The following is a 19,908-nucleotide window of genomic DNA, read 5'->3' as shown; positions in this document are numbered from 1 at the left end:
TCTGCCCGCCGACGAACTACGCCGCGCACGCCGCTAAAGTTGACGGGTAGGCAATCAATAGGGAGTTATACACGTGGCTGACGGCTTTGCGCTTTTCACCGATCGATCCGTTGTCGCAATGCGCGTCAACGGTGAGTTGAAAGATCTGGCGGCCACCGTGTTGCCGACGGATACCGTCGAACCGGTCAGCATAAATTCTCCCGACGGCCTCAACATTCTGCGCCACTCCGCCACCCACGTGCTCGCCCAGGCCGTGCAGACCGTGAACCCGGCCGCCCGCCTCGGTATCGGCCCCTTCGTCACGGATGGCTTCTACTACGACTTCGACGTGGCCGAACCGTTCACGCCGGACGATATCAAATCGCTCGAAAAGGCGATGGACCGCATCATCCGCCAGGGCCAGCGGTTCGTGCGCCGCGTCGTCACCCACGACGAGGCCCGCGCCGAACTGGCCGCCGAACCCTACAAGCTCGAACTCATCGGCATCAAGGGCGGACCCGGTGAGGGCGGCGATGCTGCCGGCAACAACAGCCCGACCGCCGACGAAGAATCGGTCGAGGTCGGCGGCGCTGAACTCACCATCTATGACAACGTCGACCCGAAGACGGGGGAGACGGTCTGGAAGGACCTCTGCCGCGGCCCGCACCTGCCCAACACCCGCATGATCGGCAACGGCTACTCGCTCACCCGGCTGGCCGCCGCGTACTGGCGCGGTTCCGAGAAGAACCCCCAGCTGCAGCGCATCTACGGCACGGCCTGGCCGACCAAGGATGAACTTCGCGCCTACCAGACCCGTCAGGAAGAGGCCGCCAAGCGCGACCACCGCAAACTCGGCGCCGAACTGGACCTGTTCAGCTTTCCGGAAGAGATCGGTTCCGGCCTGGCCGTGTTCCACCCCAAGGGCGGCATCATTCGGCAGGAGATGGAGAACTACTCGCGCAAACGCCACTCCGAGGCCGGCTACGACTTCGTCTACTCGCCGCACATCACCAAGTCGACCCTGTTCGAAACCTCCGGCCACCTCGACTGGTACCGCGAGGGTATGTTCCCCCCGATGCACCTTGACGAGGAACGCGACGAGACCGGCCATGTCACCCGTCAGGGCGTCGACTACTACCTCAAGCCGATGAACTGCCCGTTCCACAACCTCATCTTCAAGTCCAGCGGTCGCAGCTACCGTGAGCTGCCGATGCGTCTGTTCGAATTCGGGTCGGTCTACCGCTACGAGAAGTCCGGTGTGCTCAACGGGCTCACCCGTGTGCGCGGCATGACCCAGGACGACGCCCACATCTACACGACCAAGGAAGGCATGAAAGAGGAGCTCACCAGCACCCTCAACTTCGTGCTGCAGCTCCTCGCCGACTACGGACTCGAGGACTACTACCTCGAGCTGTCCACCAGAGACCCGAAGAAGTTCGTCGGCAGCGACGACGCCTGGGAGGAGGCCACGGAGACCCTGCGCGAGGTCGCGGAAGGCTCCGGTCTCGATCTGGTCGCCGACCCGGGCGGGGCAGCCTTCTACGGCCCCAAAATCTCGGTTCAGGCTCGCGACGCCATCGGTCGCACCTGGCAGATGTCGACCATTCAGCTCGACTTCAACCTGCCCGAACGGTTCGACCTGGAGTACACCGCGAACGACGGCAGCCGCCAGCGACCGGTAATGATCCACCGTGCCCTGTTCGGCTCGATCGAGCGCTTCTTCGCCGTGCTCACCGAGCACTACGCCGGGGCCTTCCCGGTGTGGCTGGCGCCGGTTCAGGTCGTCGGCATCCCGGTGTCCGAGCAGTACGGCCCCTACCTCGACGACGTGATCGCGACCCTGAAGAAGGCCGGCGTGCGCGCCGAGGTCGACCACTCCGACGATCGCATGCAGAAGAAGATCCGCACCCACACCAAGGCCAAGGTGCCCTACCAGCTCATCGTGGGCGAAGACGACCAGGCCAACGGCGCGGTGAGCTTCCGCTACCGCGACGGCACGCAGCAAAACGGCGTGCCGGTTGCCGAGGCTGTGCGTCTCATCGTGGAATCGATCGAGAATCGCGCCCAGGTCGTGACCACCCCGGTCGCCGCCGAAGTGCAGGCGTAGCGTGCCGGGCATTCCCGCCGACCGTCTGCGCGGTTCCGAGTCCGCTGACGCGGGTGCGGGGGAGACGTCTGCCGACTTCGCGGCGGTGCCGGATGCCTTCCAGCGGCTTTGGACGCCGCACCGGATGGTCTACATCCAGGATGGTCAGCAGCCGCACCCCGACGACTGCCCGTTCTGCATCGCACCGGGGCTGGGCAATGAGAAGGCACTGATCGTGGCGCGCGGCACCCACGCCTACGTGCTGCTCAACCTTTTTCCCTACAACAGCGGTCACCTGTTGGTCTGCCCGTACCGGCACGTCGCCACCTATGATCAGGCCACGCCGGAGGAGGTCGCCGAGATCGGTGAACTCACCCAGATCGCCATGCGGGTGCTCACCCAGGTGTCGAAGTGTGACGGATTCAACCTCGGCATGAACCAGGGGCGCATCGCCGGAGCCGGCATCGCCGAGCACCTGCACCAGCACATCGTGCCCCGCTGGGCTCTGGACTCCAACTTTTTTCCCATCATCGCCGGCACCAAGGCCATTCCGCGCCTGCTCGGCGACGTTCGCCGTGAAATCGCCGACGGCTGGCCCGCCGCGACGTCACTCTAGCTCTCCTGTCACCGTCGGGCGCCCGCTGGTATGCCTCGGCCCGTTCCCGTTCCGACCACAGCGCCCCCGACCCCCAGCCCCCGACCAGACCACCACCGTGCAAGGAATAGGATCGTAGTTATGACTGAATCAAACTCCGCCGAGCAGTTCGGCTCGAGCCGCGTCAAGCGCGGACTCGCCGAAATGCTCAAGGGCGGCGTCATCATGGACGTCGTCACCGCTGCCCAGGCTCGAATCGCTGAAGACGCCGGCGCTGTCGCCGTCATGGCCCTCGAACGCGTTCCCGCCGACATCCGCTCACAGGGCGGCGTGGCCCGCATGAGCGACCCCGACCTGATCGACAGCATCATCGCCGAGGTCAACATTCCAGTCATGGCGAAGGCCCGCATCGGCCATTTCGTCGAGGCGCAGATTCTTGAGGTGCTCGGCGTCGACTACATCGACGAGTCCGAAGTGCTCAGCCCGGCCGACTACAAGAACCACATCGACAAGTGGAACTTCACCATTCCCTTCGTCTGTGGCGCGACCAACCTCGGTGAGGCGCTTCGCCGCATCAACGAGGGCGCAGCCATGATCCGTTCGAAGGGTGAGGCCGGCACCGGCGACGTCTCCGAAGCCACCAAGCACATCCGCACCATCAACGGTGAGATCAAGCGCCTCACCTCGATGAGCCGCGACGAACTGTACGTCGCCGCGAAGGAGCTGCAGGCTCCGTACGAGCTCGTCGCCGAAATCGCCTCGACCGGCAAGCTGCCCGTTGTGCTGTTCACCGCAGGCGGCGTGGCCACCCCGGCCGACGCTGCCATGATGATGCAGCTCGGTGCTGACGGCGTGTTCGTCGGCTCCGGAATCTTCAAGTCGGGCAACCCGGAGCAGCGCGCGGCAGCCATCGTGAAGGCCGTCACATTCTACGATGACGCCAAGGTCATCGCTGAAGTCTCCCGAGGCCTCGGCGAGGCCATGGTCGGCATCAACGTGTCCGATATTCCGGCGCCGCACCTCCTCTCCACTCGCGGCTGGTAGCGCATCCGTTCGTGACGATCCTCTCCGTGGGCACCGGACCGACCGCTACCGCCGTACCGGCAGGACTGCGCGTCGGGGTGCTCGCGCTGCAGGGCGATTTTCGCGAACACGCGCAGGTACTGCGTGAGCTCGGAGCAAGCGTTGACCTGGTTCGCCGTCCGGAAGAACTCGACCAGATCGACGGTCTGGTCATTCCGGGCGGTGAATCCAGCGTCATGGACAAACTCGCCCGTACGTTCGGCCTCGCCGTGCCGCTCCGGGCTGCCATCCGCGGTGGGCTTCCGGTCTACGGTACCTGCGCCGGCCTGATCATGCTCGCCGACACCATTCTCGACGGCATGAACGGGCAGCAGAGTCTCGGCGGGCTCGATATCAGTGTGCGCCGCAACGCCTTCGGCTCGCAAACGGCGTCCTTTGAGACCGACCTCGACATTCCGGTGCTCGGTGAGCAGCCGGTACACGCCGTCTTCATTCGGGCTCCGGTCGTTGAGACCGTCGGCCCGCGAGCGACGGCCCTGGCCACCCTCGACGACGGTCGCTGTGTCGCCGTGGAGCAGGGAAACCTGCTTGGCACGTCCTTTCACCCGGAAATCACCGGCGAAGACCGTTTTCACCGGTATTTCCTGCAGAAACTGAGTCGCCGTCGCAGGTGAGGAGATGCTCATTTGTGCCGGGCGCGTGAGTGTGGCTAGGGTTCAGACATGACTCAGACAACCGGTGGTCAACGATGACCCGTTACGTAGCACTGCTCCGCGGCATCAACGTCAACGGCATCACCGTTGCCATGGCCGATCTCGCCGACACTTTTCATGAACTCGGCTACACCGACGTCAAAACGGTGCTGGCGAGTGGCAACGTGCTCTTCAGTATCGACAGCCCGCTCGTCGACACTCCGCCAATTAACAGAGTGGATGCCGCCGCCCTCAAGTCCCGCATCGAAGCCGCCCTGACCGCCCGGTTCGAGTATGAGGCGTGGATCGTGCTCGTGGACGCCGAATCGCTCGACCGAATCGTGCGTGCCTACCCCTTCAACGCGGACCACGATGGTTGGCATTCCTATGTCATGTTCTCCTCCGACCCCGGCCATCTCAGCGAACTCGCCGGCCACGCCAAGGAACTCGATGCGTCCGACGAACGCATCGAACTCGGCCATGGCGTGCTGTACTGGGAGGTGCGCAAGGCTGTCGGCATCAAGAGCGCTTTCAGCAAGAAGAGCGCCAAGCTCAAGTACCGCGACACGACCACCACGCGCAACCTGCACACGCTGCACAAGCTGCTCGAAGTCACTCCGGGATAGACTTGAACGGCACCAAGCGTGCACCAACTTCGCAGCGCTCACTTATTTTTTGACGTAGCACAACAACGGGAGATGTATGTCCGGGCATTCCAAATGGGCCACCACCAAGCACCAGAAGGCGGTCACCGACTCGCGTCGGGCCAAAGCGTTCGCCAAGCTCATCAAGAACATCGAGGTCGCGGCCCGACTGGGCGGCGCAGATCTCTCGGGTAACCCCACTCTGGTCGACGCCATTCAGAAGGCCAAGAAGACCTCGGTACCCAACGACAACATCGACCGTGCCGTCAAGCGCGGTGCCGGACTGTCGGGTGAACAGGTCGACTATACGACCATCATGTACGAGGGCTACGCCACGCACGGCGTCGCAATCATGATCGAGTGCCTCACCGACAACAAGAACCGCGCTGCCGCGGAAGTTCGAACCGCGATGGCCCGCAACGGCGGAGCCATGGCCGACCCGGGCAGTGTCGCCTACAACTTTCACCGGAAGGGCGTCGTGGTGGTCAAGCACCTGCCGACGATCACCGAGGATGACATCATGCTCGCCGTTCTCGATGCCGGTGCCGAGGAGGTCATCGACGAGGGCGACACGTTCGAGATCCACTCCGCCGTTGGCGACCTCGTCGCCACCCGCACCGCGCTGCAGGCAGCCGGAATCGACTACGAGTCGGCGGACATCGCCTTCATTCCGTCGCTCAAGATCGAGGTCGACGCCGAAACCGCACGCAAGGTGTTCCACCTGATCGACGCGATGGAAGACCTCGATGACGTGCAGAACGTCTACTCCAACTATGACCTGTCTGCTGACGTGCAGGCCGCCCTCGCGAGCGAGTCCGAGTAGTTCGGTGGCGGTCCGGGTTCTCGGCATCGACCCGGGCCTCACCCGCTGCGGTGTCGGCGTCGTCGACGTAGAAGGTAACCGGTCGGCCCGCCTGGTGGACGTGACCGTGCTGCGGAGCGCGCCCGGCCTTCCCCTGGAGCAGCGCTTGCTGCTGTTGTCCCAGGGGCTGGAAGAGATGCTTGACCGGCACCGGCCGCAGTTCATCGCCATTGAGCGGGTCTTCGCCCAGCACAATGTGCGCACCGTCATGGGGACAGCCCAGATCAGCGGCGTCGCCCTGCTGCTGGCCGCCCAGCGCGGCCTGCCGGTGACCCTGCACACGCCGAGCGAGGTGAAAGCCGCCATCACCGGTTACGGGGCCGCCGACAAGAAACAGGTCGGCACCATGGTCGCCCGCATTCTCGGCCTCACCGAGATTCCCAAACCGGCCGACGCAGCGGATGCCCTCGCCCTCGCCATCTGCCACGCGTGGCGCACCGGCGCCTCCGGCGGCACCCTGCCGACCGTAGCTTCGATCACAGCGACCGTCACACCCGGGCCACTCACCCCGGCCCAGAAAGCATGGCGGGCCGCTGAGCGTGGGTCGATGCCAGGGGTGTCTGTACCGGCACTGTCAGTGGTGCCCCGTAGTCTTAAGCAGTGATCTCTTCCGTACGTGGCCTCGTCCTCTCAGCCCTCGGCTCAACCGTGGTCGTCGAAGTGGGCGGTATCGGCCTCGCCGTGCAGGTGACGCCGGCCACTGCCCTGGGCGTGCGCATCAACGACGAAGCCCGGCTGATGACGACGCTCATCGTACGCGAAGACTCGCTCACCCTGTATGGCTTTTTCACCACCGAGGAACTCACGGTATTCGAACTGCTCGTCGGAGTCACCGGTGTCGGCCCCAAGTCGGCCCTCGGCGTGCTGGCCGTGCTCACGCCCAACCAGATCGCGCAGGCCGTCGCCGGCGACGATGACGGCGCGTTCCGCAAGGTGAGCGGCATCGGGCCGAAGACAGCCAAACTCATCGTGCTCTCCCTCACCGGAAAGCTTGCCGTGACGCCCGCCAGCACGCCGACCCGCCCGCTGGGAGCCACCTCCGTGGCTGCGAGCGTGCAGGCGGCACTGATCGGCCTCGGCTGGTCGGAACGCGTCGCGGCCGAGGCCGTCGACGACACTCTCACCGAATTGGCGGATGCCGCCGGTGCCGACTCCGCCCCGCCGGCGGTCGCCGCCGTGCTCCGACTGGCCCTCGGCCGCCTCGGCCCGGCAGCGCACCATGCCACAGGAGCGGCCGCCGCTTCGACCAGCAAGGATCGTTCATGACCCGCGACGCCGCCGCCAACCCTGCAGCCGTCGAGCACCCCGCCGCCGAACTCAGCAATCCCTCGCTCGAGAGCGAATCGGAGCTGGCCTTCGAGGGCGCGCTGCGCCCGGCGAGCCTGGCTGAATTCGTCGGCCAGAAGAAGGTCCGCGGGCAGTTGCAGCTTCTGCTGACCGCCGCAACGATGCAGAATCGCACGCCCGACCATATCCTTCTGGCTGGCCCACCCGGCCTCGGCAAGACCACCCTGGCGATGATCGTCGCCTATGAGGGCAACCGCCCGCTGCGCATGTCGAGCGGCCCCGCCATCCAACACGCCGGTGATCTCGCGGCTGTGCTGTCGTCGTTGGTGCCCGGCGAAGTGCTGTTCATCGACGAAATCCATCGCATGGCCCGCTCCGCCGAAGAGATGCTCTATCTCGCCATGGAAGACTTTCGCATCGACATCATGGTGGGCAAGGGAGCCGGCGCCACCTCCGTTCCGCTCGACCTGGCGCCGTTCACCCTGGTCGGGGCCACGACCAGGTCGGGGCTCTTGCCGAACCCCCTGCGCGACCGATTCGGCTTCACCGCGCACCTCGAGTTCTACGCCGAGAACGAGCTTGAACAGGTGCTCGGTCGGGCCGCGCAGCTGATTGGTCTGCCGATCAAAGCGGATGCCCTCGCCGAGATCGCCGGCCGCTGCCGAGGCACACCGCGAATCGCGAACCGCCTGCTGCGGCGGGTACGGGACTATGCCCTCGTGCACGGGGGAGCGGCGGACATAGCGGCCGTGCACGCGGCCCTCGAGCTGTATGACGTCGATGCGATCGGCCTTGATCGACTCGACCGCGAGGTCATGAAGATCATCCTGACCCGCTTTGGTGGTGGGCCCGTCGGCCTCAACACGCTCGCCGTCTCGGTCGGTGAAGAGTCCGAAACAGTGGAGGCGGTCGTGGAGCCGTTCCTGGTACGGATAGGCTTCCTCACGCGCACCCCGCGAGGGCGCGTTGCCACCAGCGCAGCGTGGCAGCATTTTGGTCTGGCCCCTCCGCCTGGCCTGACCATACCGGGCAGTGCAACGCTTATTGACCTATAATTCAATTTGGCCCGTCTGTCTATACCAATTACGGCTATACCAATTACGGCTATACCAATTACGGCCATACCAATTACGGCTATACCTACATCGGCCATACCTGAAAAGCCGTACTTGGGAAAGACGACACCTGATCGATCCGCTGGCACGTGCCGGTGGGTTAGTCTGGCCCACACTCACAAGCTTCGGCCACCCGCGCCGCAATCGGAAGGTTTCACCGCTCCATGGATAATCTGACTCTCGTCATGCTGGCCGTTCTGGCCGTTCTCGTCTTCTTCATGTTCCGCAACGGCCGTAAGCGCAAGAAAGACCAGGAGGCCCTGCAGGCCACCATGGTTCCCGGCGCCGATGTCATGACCAACTTCGGCATGTACGGCACGATCATTGCCATCGATGAAGAGGCCAACAAGGTCCAACTGCAGATCGCGCCCGGCGTCATCGTTGAAATCCACCGTCAGACCATCGCTCGCGTGGTCGAGCCGGTCGTTGCAGAGGATCTCGACGACACCCACGTTGACAGCATCGATTCGCTCAGTGAACCGGAATTCGGCCAGCGTGTTGCCGACACCGACACCGACACCACCGAGCAGCCCAAAAAGGGCGACGCGTAGCTCCTGCTTTATAGGTCTTCCTCGCCTGGCTTGACCTGCATCACGACATACGTCCTGCATTACGCGGCGCGCCCACGCATTCTGGCGTGGGCGCCAACAGAAAGCTGAGTTCATAGGTGGCTAAGTCGTCGTCTCCGGCCAAAAAGGCCTGGCGTTCCCTGACCTGGTTGGGCGTACTCATCGTCGGCCTGATCGCTCTCAACGCTTTCGGTGTCTTCACCCAGAACGGATCGTGGACGCCGAAGCTGGCGCTCGACCTTGAGGGTGGAACGCAGATCATTTTGGCTCCTCAGCTCGAGAGCGGGCAGACGGTCACGTCGGACCAACTAAGTGAGGCCGTGGGCATCATTCGCCAGCGCGTCGACTCCTCGGGCGTTTCCGAGTCGGAGATCAACACCCAGGGCGGGCAGAACATCGTGGTGTCGATACCCGGCACCCCCGATGACGCCACCCTGGAGCGAATCAAGTCGTCGGCCAAGCTCGAGTTTCGGGCCGTGCTCGTCGCGGGCCAGCCGTCCGGCCAGACCGTCGGCGCTGACGGCACAGCGACGCCGGCACCGGAGGTGACTGTCGATCCGACCCTGTCGACCACACCCGCCGTCGAGCCGACGGACGCGAGTGACCTCAACTACGTCACCCCAGCGCTCCAGGCCGAGTACGACGCCTTCGACTGCAGCAAAATTAACACGACCAACGTGGCTCCGGCGAATGCCCCCCTCATCACCTGCGAGTCCGACGACTCGGTCAAGTACATCCTCGGCCCGGTCGAGGTGGACGGTTCCACGATCGCGGACGCGACCAGTGGCCAGCGCACCACGCAGAGCGGTGCGACCACCGGCGAGTGGGCCGTCAATATCGTCTTCAACAACGACGGAACCTCGAAGTTCGCCGATGTCACCCAGCGCCTGTTCAACCTCACCGGCGTGCAGAACCAATTCGCGATCGTGCTCGACGGGCACGTGATCTCCGCCCCGGCCACGCAAGCTGCCATTCTCGACGGCAAGCCACAGATCACCGGGTCGTTCGATCAGGAGACGTCCAAGGCCCTCGCCGACCAACTCAAATTCGGTGCTCTTCCGATCAGCTTTACCGTGCAGAGCCAGGACACCATCTCGGCGACGCTCGGCTCAACGCAGCTGCTCAACGGCCTCATCGCCGGCCTGATCGGTTTGATCCTCGTGGTCATATATTCGCTCGCACAGTACCGTCTGCTGGGACTCGTCACCGTGGCCTCGCTCGGAGTCGCAGCGGTGATCACCTACTTGCTCATCACCATCCTCTCCTGGCGTGAGGGTTACCGGCTCTCCCTGGCGGGTGTCGCCGGTCTGATCGTGGCCATCGGTATCACCGCCGACTCGTTCATCGTCTACTTCGAACGCGTGCGTGACGAACTGCGCGATGGTCGTGGTCTGGAATCGTCGGTCGAAGCCGGTTGGAAGCGCGCTTTCCGCACCATTGTCGCTTCCGACGTCGTCAACTTCCTCGCCGCCGCCGTTTTGTTCGTGCTCGCGGTCGGCAACGTGCGGGGCTTCGCCCTGACCCTCGGCCTCACCACGATCGTCGACCTCCTCGTGGTCAGCCTGTTCACACACCCGATACTGCAGCTGATCGCCAAGACGAAATTCTTCAACGAGGGCCACAAGCTCAGCGGACTCGACCCGCGCGCGCTCGGTGCCGTGTACCGCGGACGGGCTCGGTTCGAGCCCTCGGCGTCGATCTCGCCGACCAAGGTCTCGTCCTCGAGCAAGGAAGCGGCAAAACGACAGACCATCGCCGAGCGCAAAGCGTCTGAACTTGTCGGTACCAGCACTGATCGATCGACGGACGGGAAGGATTCCTGATGGCCAGCTTCTCGCAATTCGGAAATGACCTCTACACGGGCGCTCGGTCGCTCAACATCGTGGGACGTCGCAAGCTCTGGTACCTGATCGCCGGCGGCATGATCCTTATCGCCCTGGTCGGCCCGTTCCTGCTGCGCGGCGGGTTCGTCTTCGGTATCGAGTTCACCGGCGGAAGCCAGTTCGTCGTCTCGCAGACCACGAGCCAGTCCGAGAGCATCGCGACGGATGCCGTGGCGAGCGTCGTTCCCGATGCTGTTCCGAAGGTCTCCACCGTGGGCTCGGATGGTGTGCGCGTGCAGACCGACCAGCTGTCGGAAACCGAGACGACCGGAGTGCGTGACGCTCTCGCCGCCGCTTTCGACGTGCCGGTCGCTGAAGTCGCCACCTCGTTCATCGGAGCAACCTGGGGGCAGGACATCACAGGGCAGGCACTGCGCGCCCTCGTCGTGTTCCTCGTACTCGCCGGCATCATCATGGCCATCTACTTCCGCACCTGGAAGATGTCGGTGGCGGCCATGGTCGCGCTGCTTCACGACCTGGTCATTACCGCCGGATTCTACGGAATCACCGGTTTCGAAATCACACCGGCCGCGGTGATCGGCTTCCTGACGATTCTCGGCTACTCGCTCTACGACACGGTCGTGGTCTTCGACAAAATTCGGGAGAATACCAACTTCGACGGGTCAGGCTCGAGCCGCACCTTCTCCGAATCGGTCAACCTCGCCGTCAACCAGACGCTCGTGCGTTCCATCAACACCTCCGTCGTCGCGGCTCTGCCCGTGGCGTCGATTCTGTTCATCGGTGCGTTCGTGCTGGGCGCCGGTACCCTGCGCGACATCTCACTTGCCCTGCTCATCGGAATTCTGGTCGGCACCTACTCGACCATTTTCATTGCCTCGCCGCTGTACGCCCAGCTGCGAAACGGTGAGGACGCCATCCGCAAGCACGACAAGAAAGCCATTGCGGCCCGTGCGAAAGCCTCGGCTCCGGCCGCGGAGAGCGTCACGGCCTAGCCTGACCTGAAACAACCGACACGGCCAGCCCAGCAGGGCTGGCCGTTTTGGTACCGGGCCGGAGTAAATTTTCCACCAAAAGGGAATCGGGTAGGGGCCCCGCTCTTTCCTTTTCGTCCGAAATTTGCGTAGGCCCCCGCCCTACGTTCTGCCAAGGGCGTACGGACGGCGCCCCGGGAACCGGCATAATTGATACAACGCAAAGCCCTTCAGCGTCTTTCGACGGGCGTGACGAGGTGAGACGATGACGGACACGACGACCCCCTCCCCGGCGTCGCTGCGCCGTCTGGTTCCGCGCATCTTCTCCCGGGCCCAGCCGGCCGGAGCCGTCGACCGCCTGATCAAGACGGTGCGACTGAACCACCCCAAGGTAGACCTGTCGATCATTGAACGTGCCTATACGGCCGCCGAGCGCGCGCACGACGGTCAGCTGCGGCGGAGCGGCGAACCGTACATCACCCACCCGGTCGCCGTGGCACAGATTCTGGCCGACCTCGGAATCGGTACCAAAACCATCGCTGCAGCTCTGCTGCACGACACCGTCGAAGACACCGACTACACCCTCGATGCCCTGCGAGCCGACTTCGGCGATGAAATCGCGATGCTCGTCGACGGGGTCACCAAGCTCGACAAGGTGAAATACGGCGATTCAACCCAGGCCGAAACCGTGCGCAAGATGATCGTCGCCATGTCCAAAGACATCCGAGTGCTCATCATCAAACTCGCCGACCGACTGCACAACGCCCGTACCTGGGGCTTTGTTCCCAACGAATCCGCCGTGCGCAAGGCCACAGAAACGCTGGAGATCTACGCGCCCCTCGCGCACCGGCTGGGAATCCAGACCATCAAGTGGGAACTCGAAGACCTCTCGTTCGCGGTGCTGTATCCCAAGCTCTACGCCGAAATCGAAAGCCTGGTCAAGCAGCGCACGCCGCAGCGCGAAGAATTCGTGCAGCAGGTCATCGACACCATCAACGACGACCTCAAATCGGCCCGCATTCGCGGGAAGGTCGCCGGGCGCCCCAAACAGTACTACTCGATCTACCAGAAGATGGTCGTGCGTGGTCGGGATTTCGATGAGATCTACGACCTCGTCGGTATTCGCGTCCTCGTGAACTCCGTGCGGGACTGCTACGCGGTGCTCGGATCCATCCATGCCAGGTGGACGCCGCTGCCCGGCCGGTTCAAGGACTACATCGCCACTCCCAAGTTCAACCTGTACCAGTCGCTGCACACGACGGTTCTCGGCCCGAGCGGTCGCGCCGTAGAAATTCAGATCCGCACAACCGAGATGCACCAGCGTGCCGAATTCGGCGTCGCCGCGCACTGGAAATACAAGGAACAGGTCAACGGCAAAAGTGCCGGCGGACCCGGCCCGCAGAGCGACACCGACATGGCCTGGCTCGCTCACATCTCAGACTGGCAGGCGGAAACGGCCGATCCAGGCGAGTTCCTCGACTCGCTGCGCTATGAGATCGGCGCCAAAGAGGTCTACGTCTTCACCCCGAAAGGCCGCGTCATCGGCCTGCCCTCCGGCGCCAGCCCGGTCGACTTCGCCTACGCCGTGCACACCGAGGTGGGCCATCGCACCATGGGAGCCAAGGTCAACGGCCGCCTGGTGCCGCTCGAGAGTGAGCTCATCACCGGCGACGTGGTCGAGGTGTTCACCTCCAAGAACCCCGACTCCGGCCCCAGCAAAGACTGGCTGAACTTTGTCAAAAGCCCCAGAGCGCGCAACAAAATTCGGCAGTGGTTCACTAAGGAGCGCCGCGACGAAGCCATTGAGCAGGGCCGCGACGCGATCGCGCGCGCCATGCGCAAGCAGAACCTTCCGCTGCAGAAACTGATGAACCAGGACTCCTTCGCGGAGGTCGCGGCCCAGCTCAAGTACGAAGATGTGTCGGCGCTCTACGCCGCCGTCGGTGAGGGGCACGTCTCCACCCAGTCCGTGCTCGAGAAGGTCGTCTCGTCGGTGCAGAGCATCGAAGACATCGACAGCAACGACTTTCCGGTCGCCGCACGAGGTCGGCCGCACACGACCCGCAACGGTGACTCTGGGGTGCTCGTTCGCGGTGCGCCCGACATTCTGGTCAAGCTCGCCCGGTGCTGCACGCCCGTGCCGGGGGACAAGATCGTGGGCTTCGTCACCCGCGGCGCCGGCGTCTCGGTGCACCAGGCCGCCTGCCACAACGTGCAGTCCCTGCTCAAGGAACCCGAGCGCATGATTGAGGTGGAGTGGGCGCCCACCTCGAAAAGCCTGTTCCTGGTGCACATTCAAATTGAAGCCCTCGACCGGTCCGGCCTCCTCTCCGACGTCACTCGCGTGTTGTCGGAGCACCATGTGAACATTCTCTCGGCCACCGTCAATACCTCGAGCGACCGCCTGGCCCTCAGCCGGTTCGTCTTCGAGATGGGGGACACCACCCACCTCGATCGCGTGCTCAATGCCGTGCGGCGCATTGATGCCGTCTACGACGTCTACCGGGTCAGCGACGGCTAACCGGCGGGACCGGCGGGCCAGGCTCCGTGCTGTGCCGCAGGGCACTGAGTGGGGCGCTGACGGCCGCGAACCGGGCAACGGCCAGGGTGCTGTGGGCCGGACTGCCGCGTTTGCACAGGCGCACGGCGGCCGCGACGTCGGTGAACTGGCCGTAATGCAGTAGTCGGGCCAGGAGCAGCGTCAGGTCGTTCGTCAGCGGCGACGTTGACGTCGGCGTGTAACGGGCAAGATCGACGGCGGTACGCAGGGGAGTGGTGATGCGGACGCCAGCGATGGTGTGCACGTCATCGGGAGTGCGCACGATCTCGCGCACCTGAGCCCGCGGCGACCACAGTGCCGTTGTGCGCGCCCCGATCACAACACAGAACTGGTGACGGCGGGGCTCCGGTGCCACACCGTAAATCCACGCGGCCGTGAGCTGCTCGGCGATGGCGCGGGGCGGAACCAGCTGGCTGGCGGCGACGGCCCGACTGGAGCATCCGTCTATCTCGTCGATCACGCACCAAGAGTCGGCGACCTGGAAAACCTGCCCGTCGAGGCGGGCGCCGTAGAGTTCGGCAAGCGCCAGGTCGTTGACCGTGAGCACTCGGTCTCGTGGAGTTGTCATGCCACCAGAATGTCGCTTAAACAGGTCCGGGCCCCCGAAGGAGCCTGGACCTGTGGAGAAGCTGAGCTCGGCGCGGAATTGTGGATAACCGCGAATGCTGCTCGCGCGGACTACTCGCCGATCGCCTTGAGCCAGGCCTTGCGGGCCTCGAGTGCCTCTGTGGCGTCCTTGATGGCGCGGGCGTTCTGACCCTTCTGCGCCGTGGCGAGTTCTGCCTCGAGCTTGGCGATGGCGTCGTTCAGCTGACCGGCCAGGCCCTCGGTGCGGGCCTTGGTTTCCGGGTTGTTGCGCTTCCAGTGGTCGTCGTCGAGTTTGCGCACTACGGCCTCCACCTTGCGGAGGCGATCCTCGATCGGCTTGACCTGATCGCGGGGGACCTTGCCGATCTCGTCCCACTTGCGTTGGATCGCGGTGAGGGTGTCGCGTGCGGCATTGCGATCGGTCGTGGTGAGCAGGGTCTCGGCCTGGGTGAGAAGTTCGACCTTGAGCACGAGGTTTGCGGAGAACTCCTCGTTGTCCTGAGCTTCAACTTCGCTCTTGACCGAGTAAAGCACGTCGCCGGCGGCCTTGAACTTCGCCCACATGGCGTCGTCCTGCTTCTTGCCGCTGCGGCCGGCTTTCTTCCACTCGTCGAGCAGGTTGCGGTAGGCGGAGACGCCGTCGGCACCCTGGGGGGCGAGGGCCTCGGCCTGTTCGATCAGGTGCTGCTTTTTGGTACGAACGTCTTTGTGAGCGCTGTCCAGTTCCGCGAAGAACGCCTTGCGGTTCTGCTCGATCGTGGTGCGTGCGGCGCGAAAACGCTTCCACAGGTCGTTGGCTTCGCCCTTGGGAATGCGCGGAGCGTCGTGCTGGTGCGCCTGCCATTTGGCGAACAGGGCGTCGAGGGCAGCGCTGGTCTGCTTCCACTGTGTCTTGGCGGGATCTTCGGCGGCCAGGCGCTCGGCCTCGGCCACGATTTCGGCTCGCTCGGCGACGGCAGCAGCGGATGCAGCCTTCGTTTCAATGCTCTGCTGTTCGGTGAGCTCACTGACGGCCCCGCCGAGGGCGCCGAGACGTTCAGCCAGTGCGGCGAGGTTGCCCACGGCATTGGCGTTGGCGACGGCAACGGTCAGGTTGGCCACTGACTTGGCGATGTCTGCGGCGGGAGCGCCACCCTTGGCACGCTGCTCAAGCAGGGTGACCTGCCCGTTGAGCTCAACATACTTGCGTTCGAAGTAGGCCAGGGCCTCTTCCGGAGTGGCATCCGGGTACTGGCCGACCGCGCGTTCGCCGGCTGCCTCGCGCACATAAACCGTGCCGGTTTCGTCTACGCGACCCCATGGTTGCTGATCTGTCGTAGTCAAGAGCCTCACCTTTGCTGAGTTGTTGTGTGGATCCGCGGGAGTGACGAGTGCGAAACCTAAGAAATACCCTGATAAGCCTATTGCAATAGCGCAGGGGGATCGATCGATCCTACTGAACTGTTATCGCCGTGATCGTCGTCGGCACGACCGGAGAGACGCCGTCAGCACTGATGCCTGCATCGGTGATCTGCGCCCTGACCGCGTCGAGGCCGCTCGTGATCTTGCCGAGCACGGTATAGCCGCCGGCTGAATCGGACGGAATCGTACTGTCTTCATAGACGATGAAGAATTGGCTGCCGTTGGAGAAGCCGTTGTCACCGGAGCGGGCCATCGCCAGCGTTCCCGCCGGATAAGAATCGTCGGCCGGGGCGTTCTCCACCGGGCCGTAGTTGTAGCCCGGTCCGCCCGTGCCGTCGCCGGCGGGGTCGCCGCACTGCAACACGAAAATGCCTTCTACCGTGAGGCGGTGACAGGTGAGGCCGTCGTAGACGCCACCCTGCACGAGGCTGATGGTCGACGACACCGCCTGCGGTGCGAGCGCACCGTCGAGTTCGATGCTCAGCGGAATGTCGTTGAGGGTGAGTGTGCCGGTCCAGGTGCGTCCCTCGGCGAGGGTGCTCGCGGGCACGTCACCCGAGTTCTCACCGGCCGCTGCGGTGGCTGCGGGCGTTGGAGTTGCACTCGCGGCTGCTGTCGGTGCCGGGGTGCCGGGGCCACCGTCGAAGTAGAAGACCTGCGCGACGACGATCAAGGTGAGCACGACGAGCAAACCGCCGCCGGCGATCAGATTGTCGCGCACGCGACGCTTCTGCTGATGCTCGTGCACCGCGCGCCGGGCTTGGTAGGAACGAACACGTCCGCGCTCTTCACGTGCTGCACGCTCAATCTTGTAATTCGAAGCCACTGGGAACCCCTCCGGGGCCGTCGGGGTTGGCGACGACCGTACAAAAAGCAACCAGGCGTCAACGCGCCCGACCTCGTAGAACTCTCTCACAAACTACGCTGGAGGAATGTCGGATGCTCAACCGGGTCTGCGCAGTGGTGCGACCCCCCTCGCCGTACGAATGCGCCCAAAAACCCTGGACGAGGTCGCCGGCCAGCGCCACTTGCTGACGCCGGGTTCACCCCTGGTGAGTCTCGCGAGCGATAAGACAGGGGAGCGCGGCAGCGTGTCGGTCATATTGTGGGGACCGCCAGGGACCGGCAAGACGACCCTGGCCCAGGCAATAGCGCACAGTTCGGGACGCCGTTTCGTCGAGCTGTCCGCCGTGACGGCCGGCGTGCGGGACGTGCGCCAGGTGATGGAAGACGCTCGCACCAATAGGGACCTGTATGGGCTCTCCACCGTGTTGTTTCTCGACGAGATCCACCGTTTCTCCAAGGCTCAACAGGACACTTTGCTGCCGGGGGTCGAGAACGGCGTCGTCATTCTGGTCGCCGCAACTACCGAGAACCCCTCCTTCTCAATAATCTCGCCCCTGCTGTCCCGGTCGCTGCTGCTCACCCTCGAAGTGCTCAGCGACGACGACCTCGGCATCGTTGTGGATCGCGCCGTCACGGATGCGCGCGGCCTGGCCGACCGGTTCGAACTGAAGCCGGAGGCTCGGGGCGCGATCATCCGCCTCGCCTCCGGCGATGCGAGGCGGGCGCTGACCGCGCTGGAGGCGGCATCCGTTTCGGCGGAATCAACGCTGGAAGCCGGCGCTACGGGGAAGCCAGTGATCACGACCGACATCGTTTCGCTCGCGGTGGATCGGGCGCTGCTGCGCTACGACCGCAACGGCGACGAGCACTACGACGTGATCAGTGCCTTCATCAAATCGGTGCGCGGCAGCGACGTGGACGCCGCGCTGCACTACCTGGCCCGCATGATCGAGGCCGGTGAGGACCCGCGCTACATCTGTCGCCGCATCATCATCCTCGCCTCGGAGGATATCGGCATGGCGGACCCCCAATCGCTTGTGATCGCCGTGGCCGCCGCCGACGCGGTGGCATTGATCGGCATGCCGGAGGGCCGGATTCCCCTCGCGCAGGCGGTCGTGCACCTCGCGACCGCCCCCAAGTCCAACGCCGCCTATATGGCCCTCGACGCGGCAATCGCCGACGTGCGGGCCGGGAAGATGGGCCGCGTGCCCAAGGGAATGCGCGACGCGCACTACCCGGGGGCCAAGCGGCTCGGGCACGGCAAGGGTTACCTGTACCCGCACGACGACGCCCTCGGCGTGGTCACCCAGCAGTACCCGCCGACCGAACTGAAAAGCACCCAGTATTACGTACCGACCGAGCACGGCCACGAACGCGATATCTCCGCCCGCCTCCTCAAAATCCGGCGCATCGTACGCAACCAGTGAGTGGGTTCTCGTATGCTAACCTTGACTCTGCCTACAACTGGTTTCGGCATGCGGCTGCGTCCGTTTCCGGTTTGGAGGGGAATCGTTCTGTAGCCGAACGTCCCATGGCACCCAATCCTCTGATCTCCCATGACCGGTGACGACTCTGTCGACACCCGCCCTGGTATCCCTGTTATTGAGTCCGATTGAAAGGAAACCGTGTCTACCAAGTCACGTACCCGCAGTAAAACTCGCCTCTCGCGCGCCCTGGGCATTGCCCTCACGCCGAAGGCAGCCCGCTTCCTCGAGAAGCGCCCCTACGCACCCGGTGAGCACGGCCGCACCAAGCGCAAGACCGATTCGGACTATGCCGTTCGTCTGCGCGAAAAGCAGCGCTTACGCGCCCAGTACGGCATCCGCGAAGCCCAGCTCAAGATTGCCTTCGAGCAGGCTCGTCGTCGTCAGGGACTGACCGGTGAGAACCTCGTGGAGATCCTCGAGACCCGTCTCGACGCCCTCCTCGTTCGCTCCGCGATTGCGCGCACCACGGCGCAGGCTCGCCAGATGATCGTGCACCGTCACATCCTCGTTGACGGAGAGCTCGTTGACCGGCCCTCCTTCCGCGTGAAGCCGGGCCAGCTCATGCACGTCAAGGCTCGCAGCGAGGGCATGGAGCCCTTCCAGGTTGCAGCAGCCGGCGGACACGTCGACCTGCTTCCCAAGCTCCCGCCGTACCTCGAGGTTGAGCTCGACAAGCTTCAGGCCCGCCTCGTGCGCGCCCCGAAGCGCATCGAGATCCCCGTGACCTGTGAAGTTCAGCTCGTCGTGGAGTACTACGCAGCTCGATAACACAACCGCTACGCTGAAGGGCGGATCACCTCAGGGGGATCCGCCCTTTTTGCATACCCGGGCTCGCGCCGAGCCCTCGAACAGAGTGGAGTCACCGTGTCAGGTGGAGATATTGCCGGCCTCGTCGCAGCCGGCGTGTTCGCGATCCTGGTTGCGTTCATCGCCATCCCGCTGGTCAAACTGGGCCGGGTCTTCGACGAGACGACCGCGGCCATTCACGAACTCAGCGACGGAATCACCCCGATTCTCACCGAGACGACCGAGACCATTCGCTCCACCAATCACCAGCTGGCGCGAGTCGACACCATCACGAGCAACGTAGCGGATGTCACCGGTAACGTCTCAGCGCTCGTCGCGTTGTTCGCGGCGACCGTCGGTGGGCCGCTGATCAAGCTCGCCGGTTTCTCGGCCGGCGTGCGGGCGGCCTTTCGCGCCGGGAGGCCGCGCTCCGGGCGCAATCGGAGTTGACCGGCTACTCTGGACACGGCGTTGATATTCTCGCGCCCCACTTATCGACAGCTTCGGCTAGCGGTGCTGCGGCTTCATTCAATTCTGTTCTATTGTCTGCGGCTGCAAGCCGCGCAGATTCAG

The 19,908-nt window shown here is 64.3% G+C and carries 19 protein-coding genes; 16 read left to right on the top strand and 3 right to left on the bottom strand.

Going from position 1 to position 19,908, the window contains the following annotated elements:
• Window positions 1-118 precede the first annotated feature (118 nt).
• From thrS to E3O25_RS01805, 13 genes are all read left to right on the top strand, one after another.
• On the top strand, window positions 119-2,086 hold the full coding sequence (gene thrS / locus E3O25_RS01865; protein ID WP_241983851.1) for a threonine--tRNA ligase: 1,968 nt from the start codon (window positions 119-121) through the stop codon (window positions 2,084-2,086).
• Between the two features lie 25 nt (window positions 2,087-2,111).
• Window positions 2,112-2,681: an HIT domain-containing protein gene (locus tag E3O25_RS01860; protein ID WP_092108139.1), complete on the top strand. Its 570-nt coding sequence runs from the start codon at window positions 2,112-2,114 to the stop codon at window positions 2,679-2,681.
• 120 nt (window positions 2,682-2,801) lie between these two features.
• Window positions 2,802-3,704 (top strand): pyridoxal 5'-phosphate synthase lyase subunit PdxS, encoded by a 903-nt coding sequence (pdxS, locus tag E3O25_RS01855; RefSeq protein ID WP_092107697.1) that lies wholly within the window; start codon window positions 2,802-2,804, stop codon window positions 3,702-3,704.
• Between the two features lie 17 nt (window positions 3,705-3,721).
• Entirely contained in the window at window positions 3,722-4,357 is a 636-nt protein-coding gene (pdxT, locus tag E3O25_RS01850; protein ID WP_241983852.1) for a pyridoxal 5'-phosphate synthase glutaminase subunit PdxT, read from the top strand.
• Window positions 4,358-4,431: 74 nt separating this feature from the next.
• Window positions 4,432-5,001 (top strand): DUF1697 domain-containing protein, encoded by a 570-nt coding sequence (locus E3O25_RS01845; protein WP_092107699.1) that lies wholly within the window; start codon window positions 4,432-4,434, stop codon window positions 4,999-5,001.
• Between the two features lie 76 nt (window positions 5,002-5,077).
• On the top strand, window positions 5,078-5,842 hold the full coding sequence (locus E3O25_RS01840) for a YebC/PmpR family DNA-binding transcriptional regulator (protein ID WP_134360300.1): 765 nt from the start codon (window positions 5,078-5,080) through the stop codon (window positions 5,840-5,842).
• Window positions 5,793-6,485 (top strand): crossover junction endodeoxyribonuclease RuvC, encoded by a 693-nt coding sequence (gene ruvC, locus E3O25_RS01835; RefSeq protein WP_166805941.1) that lies wholly within the window; start codon window positions 5,793-5,795, stop codon window positions 6,483-6,485. The genes E3O25_RS01840 and ruvC overlap by 50 nt, the downstream gene beginning before the upstream one ends.
• Complete coding sequence (ruvA, locus tag E3O25_RS01830) at window positions 6,482-7,147, top strand: Holliday junction branch migration protein RuvA (protein WP_092107705.1); 666 nt, start codon at window positions 6,482-6,484, stop codon at window positions 7,145-7,147. Before ruvC ends, ruvA begins: the two co-directional genes overlap by 4 nt.
• Window positions 7,144-8,223, top strand: coding sequence for a Holliday junction branch migration DNA helicase RuvB (gene ruvB / locus E3O25_RS01825; RefSeq protein WP_134360298.1), 1,080 nt, complete (start codon window positions 7,144-7,146; stop codon window positions 8,221-8,223). Before ruvA ends, ruvB begins: the two co-directional genes overlap by 4 nt.
• A gap of 224 nt (window positions 8,224-8,447) precedes the next feature.
• Window positions 8,448-8,834, top strand: a complete 387-nt coding sequence (gene yajC / locus E3O25_RS01820; protein ID WP_092107709.1) for a preprotein translocase subunit YajC — start codon at window positions 8,448-8,450, stop codon at window positions 8,832-8,834.
• A 116-nt stretch (window positions 8,835-8,950) separates the two neighbouring features.
• Entirely contained in the window at window positions 8,951-10,675 is a 1,725-nt protein-coding gene (secD, locus tag E3O25_RS01815; protein ID WP_134360297.1) for a protein translocase subunit SecD, read from the top strand.
• On the top strand, window positions 10,675-11,688 hold the full coding sequence (secF, locus tag E3O25_RS01810; protein WP_092107713.1) for a protein translocase subunit SecF: 1,014 nt from the start codon (window positions 10,675-10,677) through the stop codon (window positions 11,686-11,688). The genes secD and secF overlap by 1 nt, the downstream gene beginning before the upstream one ends.
• 244 nt (window positions 11,689-11,932) lie before the next feature.
• A complete protein-coding gene (locus E3O25_RS01805) occupies window positions 11,933-14,188 on the top strand; it encodes a bifunctional (p)ppGpp synthetase/guanosine-3',5'-bis(diphosphate) 3'-pyrophosphohydrolase (RefSeq protein WP_092107715.1) in 2,256 nt (751 codons plus the stop codon).
• Here the strand turns inward: E3O25_RS01805 and E3O25_RS01800 are convergent.
• From E3O25_RS01800 to E3O25_RS01790, 3 genes are all read right to left on the bottom strand, one after another.
• Window positions 14,175-14,795 (bottom strand): type IV toxin-antitoxin system AbiEi family antitoxin, encoded by a 621-nt coding sequence (locus E3O25_RS01800; RefSeq protein ID WP_134360296.1) that lies wholly within the window; start codon window positions 14,793-14,795, stop codon window positions 14,175-14,177. The two genes, E3O25_RS01805 and E3O25_RS01800, sit on opposite strands and share 14 nt — an antisense overlap.
• A gap of 110 nt (window positions 14,796-14,905) precedes the next feature.
• Window positions 14,906-16,138, bottom strand: coding sequence for a DUF349 domain-containing protein (locus tag E3O25_RS01795; RefSeq protein WP_092107719.1), 1,233 nt, complete (start codon window positions 16,136-16,138; stop codon window positions 14,906-14,908).
• Window positions 16,139-16,247: 109 nt separating this feature from the next.
• Complete coding sequence (locus tag E3O25_RS01790) at window positions 16,248-17,042, bottom strand: peptidylprolyl isomerase (RefSeq protein WP_134360295.1); 795 nt, start codon at window positions 17,040-17,042, stop codon at window positions 16,248-16,250.
• Window positions 17,043-17,148: 106 nt separating this feature from the next.
• Here E3O25_RS01790 and E3O25_RS01785 point away from each other — a divergent pair, with 106 nt between their 5' ends.
• The 3 genes from E3O25_RS01785 to E3O25_RS01775 all read left to right on the top strand — a co-directional run bounded on the left by E3O25_RS01785 (window position 17,149) and on the right by E3O25_RS01775 (window position 19,785).
• Window positions 17,149-18,489 (top strand): replication-associated recombination protein A, encoded by a 1,341-nt coding sequence (locus E3O25_RS01785; RefSeq protein ID WP_134360294.1) that lies wholly within the window; start codon window positions 17,149-17,151, stop codon window positions 18,487-18,489.
• Window positions 18,490-18,687: 198 nt separating this feature from the next.
• The gene (gene rpsD, locus E3O25_RS01780; RefSeq protein ID WP_092107727.1) at window positions 18,688-19,317 is read left to right on the top strand and encodes a 30S ribosomal protein S4; all 630 of its coding nucleotides are present in this window, start codon (window positions 18,688-18,690) and stop codon (window positions 19,315-19,317) included.
• Window positions 19,318-19,413: 96 nt separating this feature from the next.
• On the top strand, window positions 19,414-19,785 hold the full coding sequence (locus E3O25_RS01775) for a DUF948 domain-containing protein (protein ID WP_092107729.1): 372 nt from the start codon (window positions 19,414-19,416) through the stop codon (window positions 19,783-19,785).
• The last annotated feature ends 123 nt before the right edge of the window (window positions 19,786-19,908 follow it).

Source organism: Cryobacterium sp. TMT1-3 (genome assembly GCF_004402315.1).
GTDB classification, from domain to species: Bacteria; Actinomycetota; Actinomycetes; order Actinomycetales; family Microbacteriaceae; genus Cryobacterium; species Cryobacterium luteum.
This window is presented reverse-complemented; position numbering and strand designations above follow the sequence as displayed.

Excerpts from the sequence above, each read along its gene's own strand:
- thrS (WP_241983851.1), top strand. The coding sequence starts at position 119 with ATGCGCGTCAACGGTGAGTTGAAAGATCTGGCGGCCACCGTGTTGCCG.
- pdxS (WP_092107697.1), top strand. The coding sequence starts at position 2,802 with ATGACTGAATCAAACTCCGCCGAGCAGTTCGGCTCGAGCCGCGTCAAG.
- E3O25_RS01845 (WP_092107699.1), top strand. The coding sequence starts at position 4,432 with ATGACCCGTTACGTAGCACTGCTCCGCGGCATCAACGTCAACGGCATC.
- E3O25_RS01840 (WP_134360300.1), top strand. The coding sequence starts at position 5,078 with ATGTCCGGGCATTCCAAATGGGCCACCACCAAGCACCAGAAGGCGGTC.
- ruvC (WP_166805941.1), top strand. The coding sequence starts at position 5,793 with ATGACCTGTCTGCTGACGTGCAGGCCGCCCTCGCGAGCGAGTCCGAGT.
- ruvB (WP_134360298.1), top strand. The coding sequence starts at position 7,144 with ATGACCCGCGACGCCGCCGCCAACCCTGCAGCCGTCGAGCACCCCGCC.
- yajC (WP_092107709.1), top strand. The coding sequence starts at position 8,448 with ATGGATAATCTGACTCTCGTCATGCTGGCCGTTCTGGCCGTTCTCGTC.
- secF (WP_092107713.1), top strand. The coding sequence starts at position 10,675 with ATGGCCAGCTTCTCGCAATTCGGAAATGACCTCTACACGGGCGCTCGG.
- E3O25_RS01805 (WP_092107715.1), top strand. The coding sequence starts at position 11,933 with ATGACGGACACGACGACCCCCTCCCCGGCGTCGCTGCGCCGTCTGGTT.
- E3O25_RS01800 (WP_134360296.1), bottom strand. The coding sequence starts at position 14,795 with ATGACAACTCCACGAGACCGAGTGCTCACGGTCAACGACCTGGCGCTT.
- E3O25_RS01785 (WP_134360294.1), top strand. The coding sequence starts at position 17,149 with ATGTCGGATGCTCAACCGGGTCTGCGCAGTGGTGCGACCCCCCTCGCC.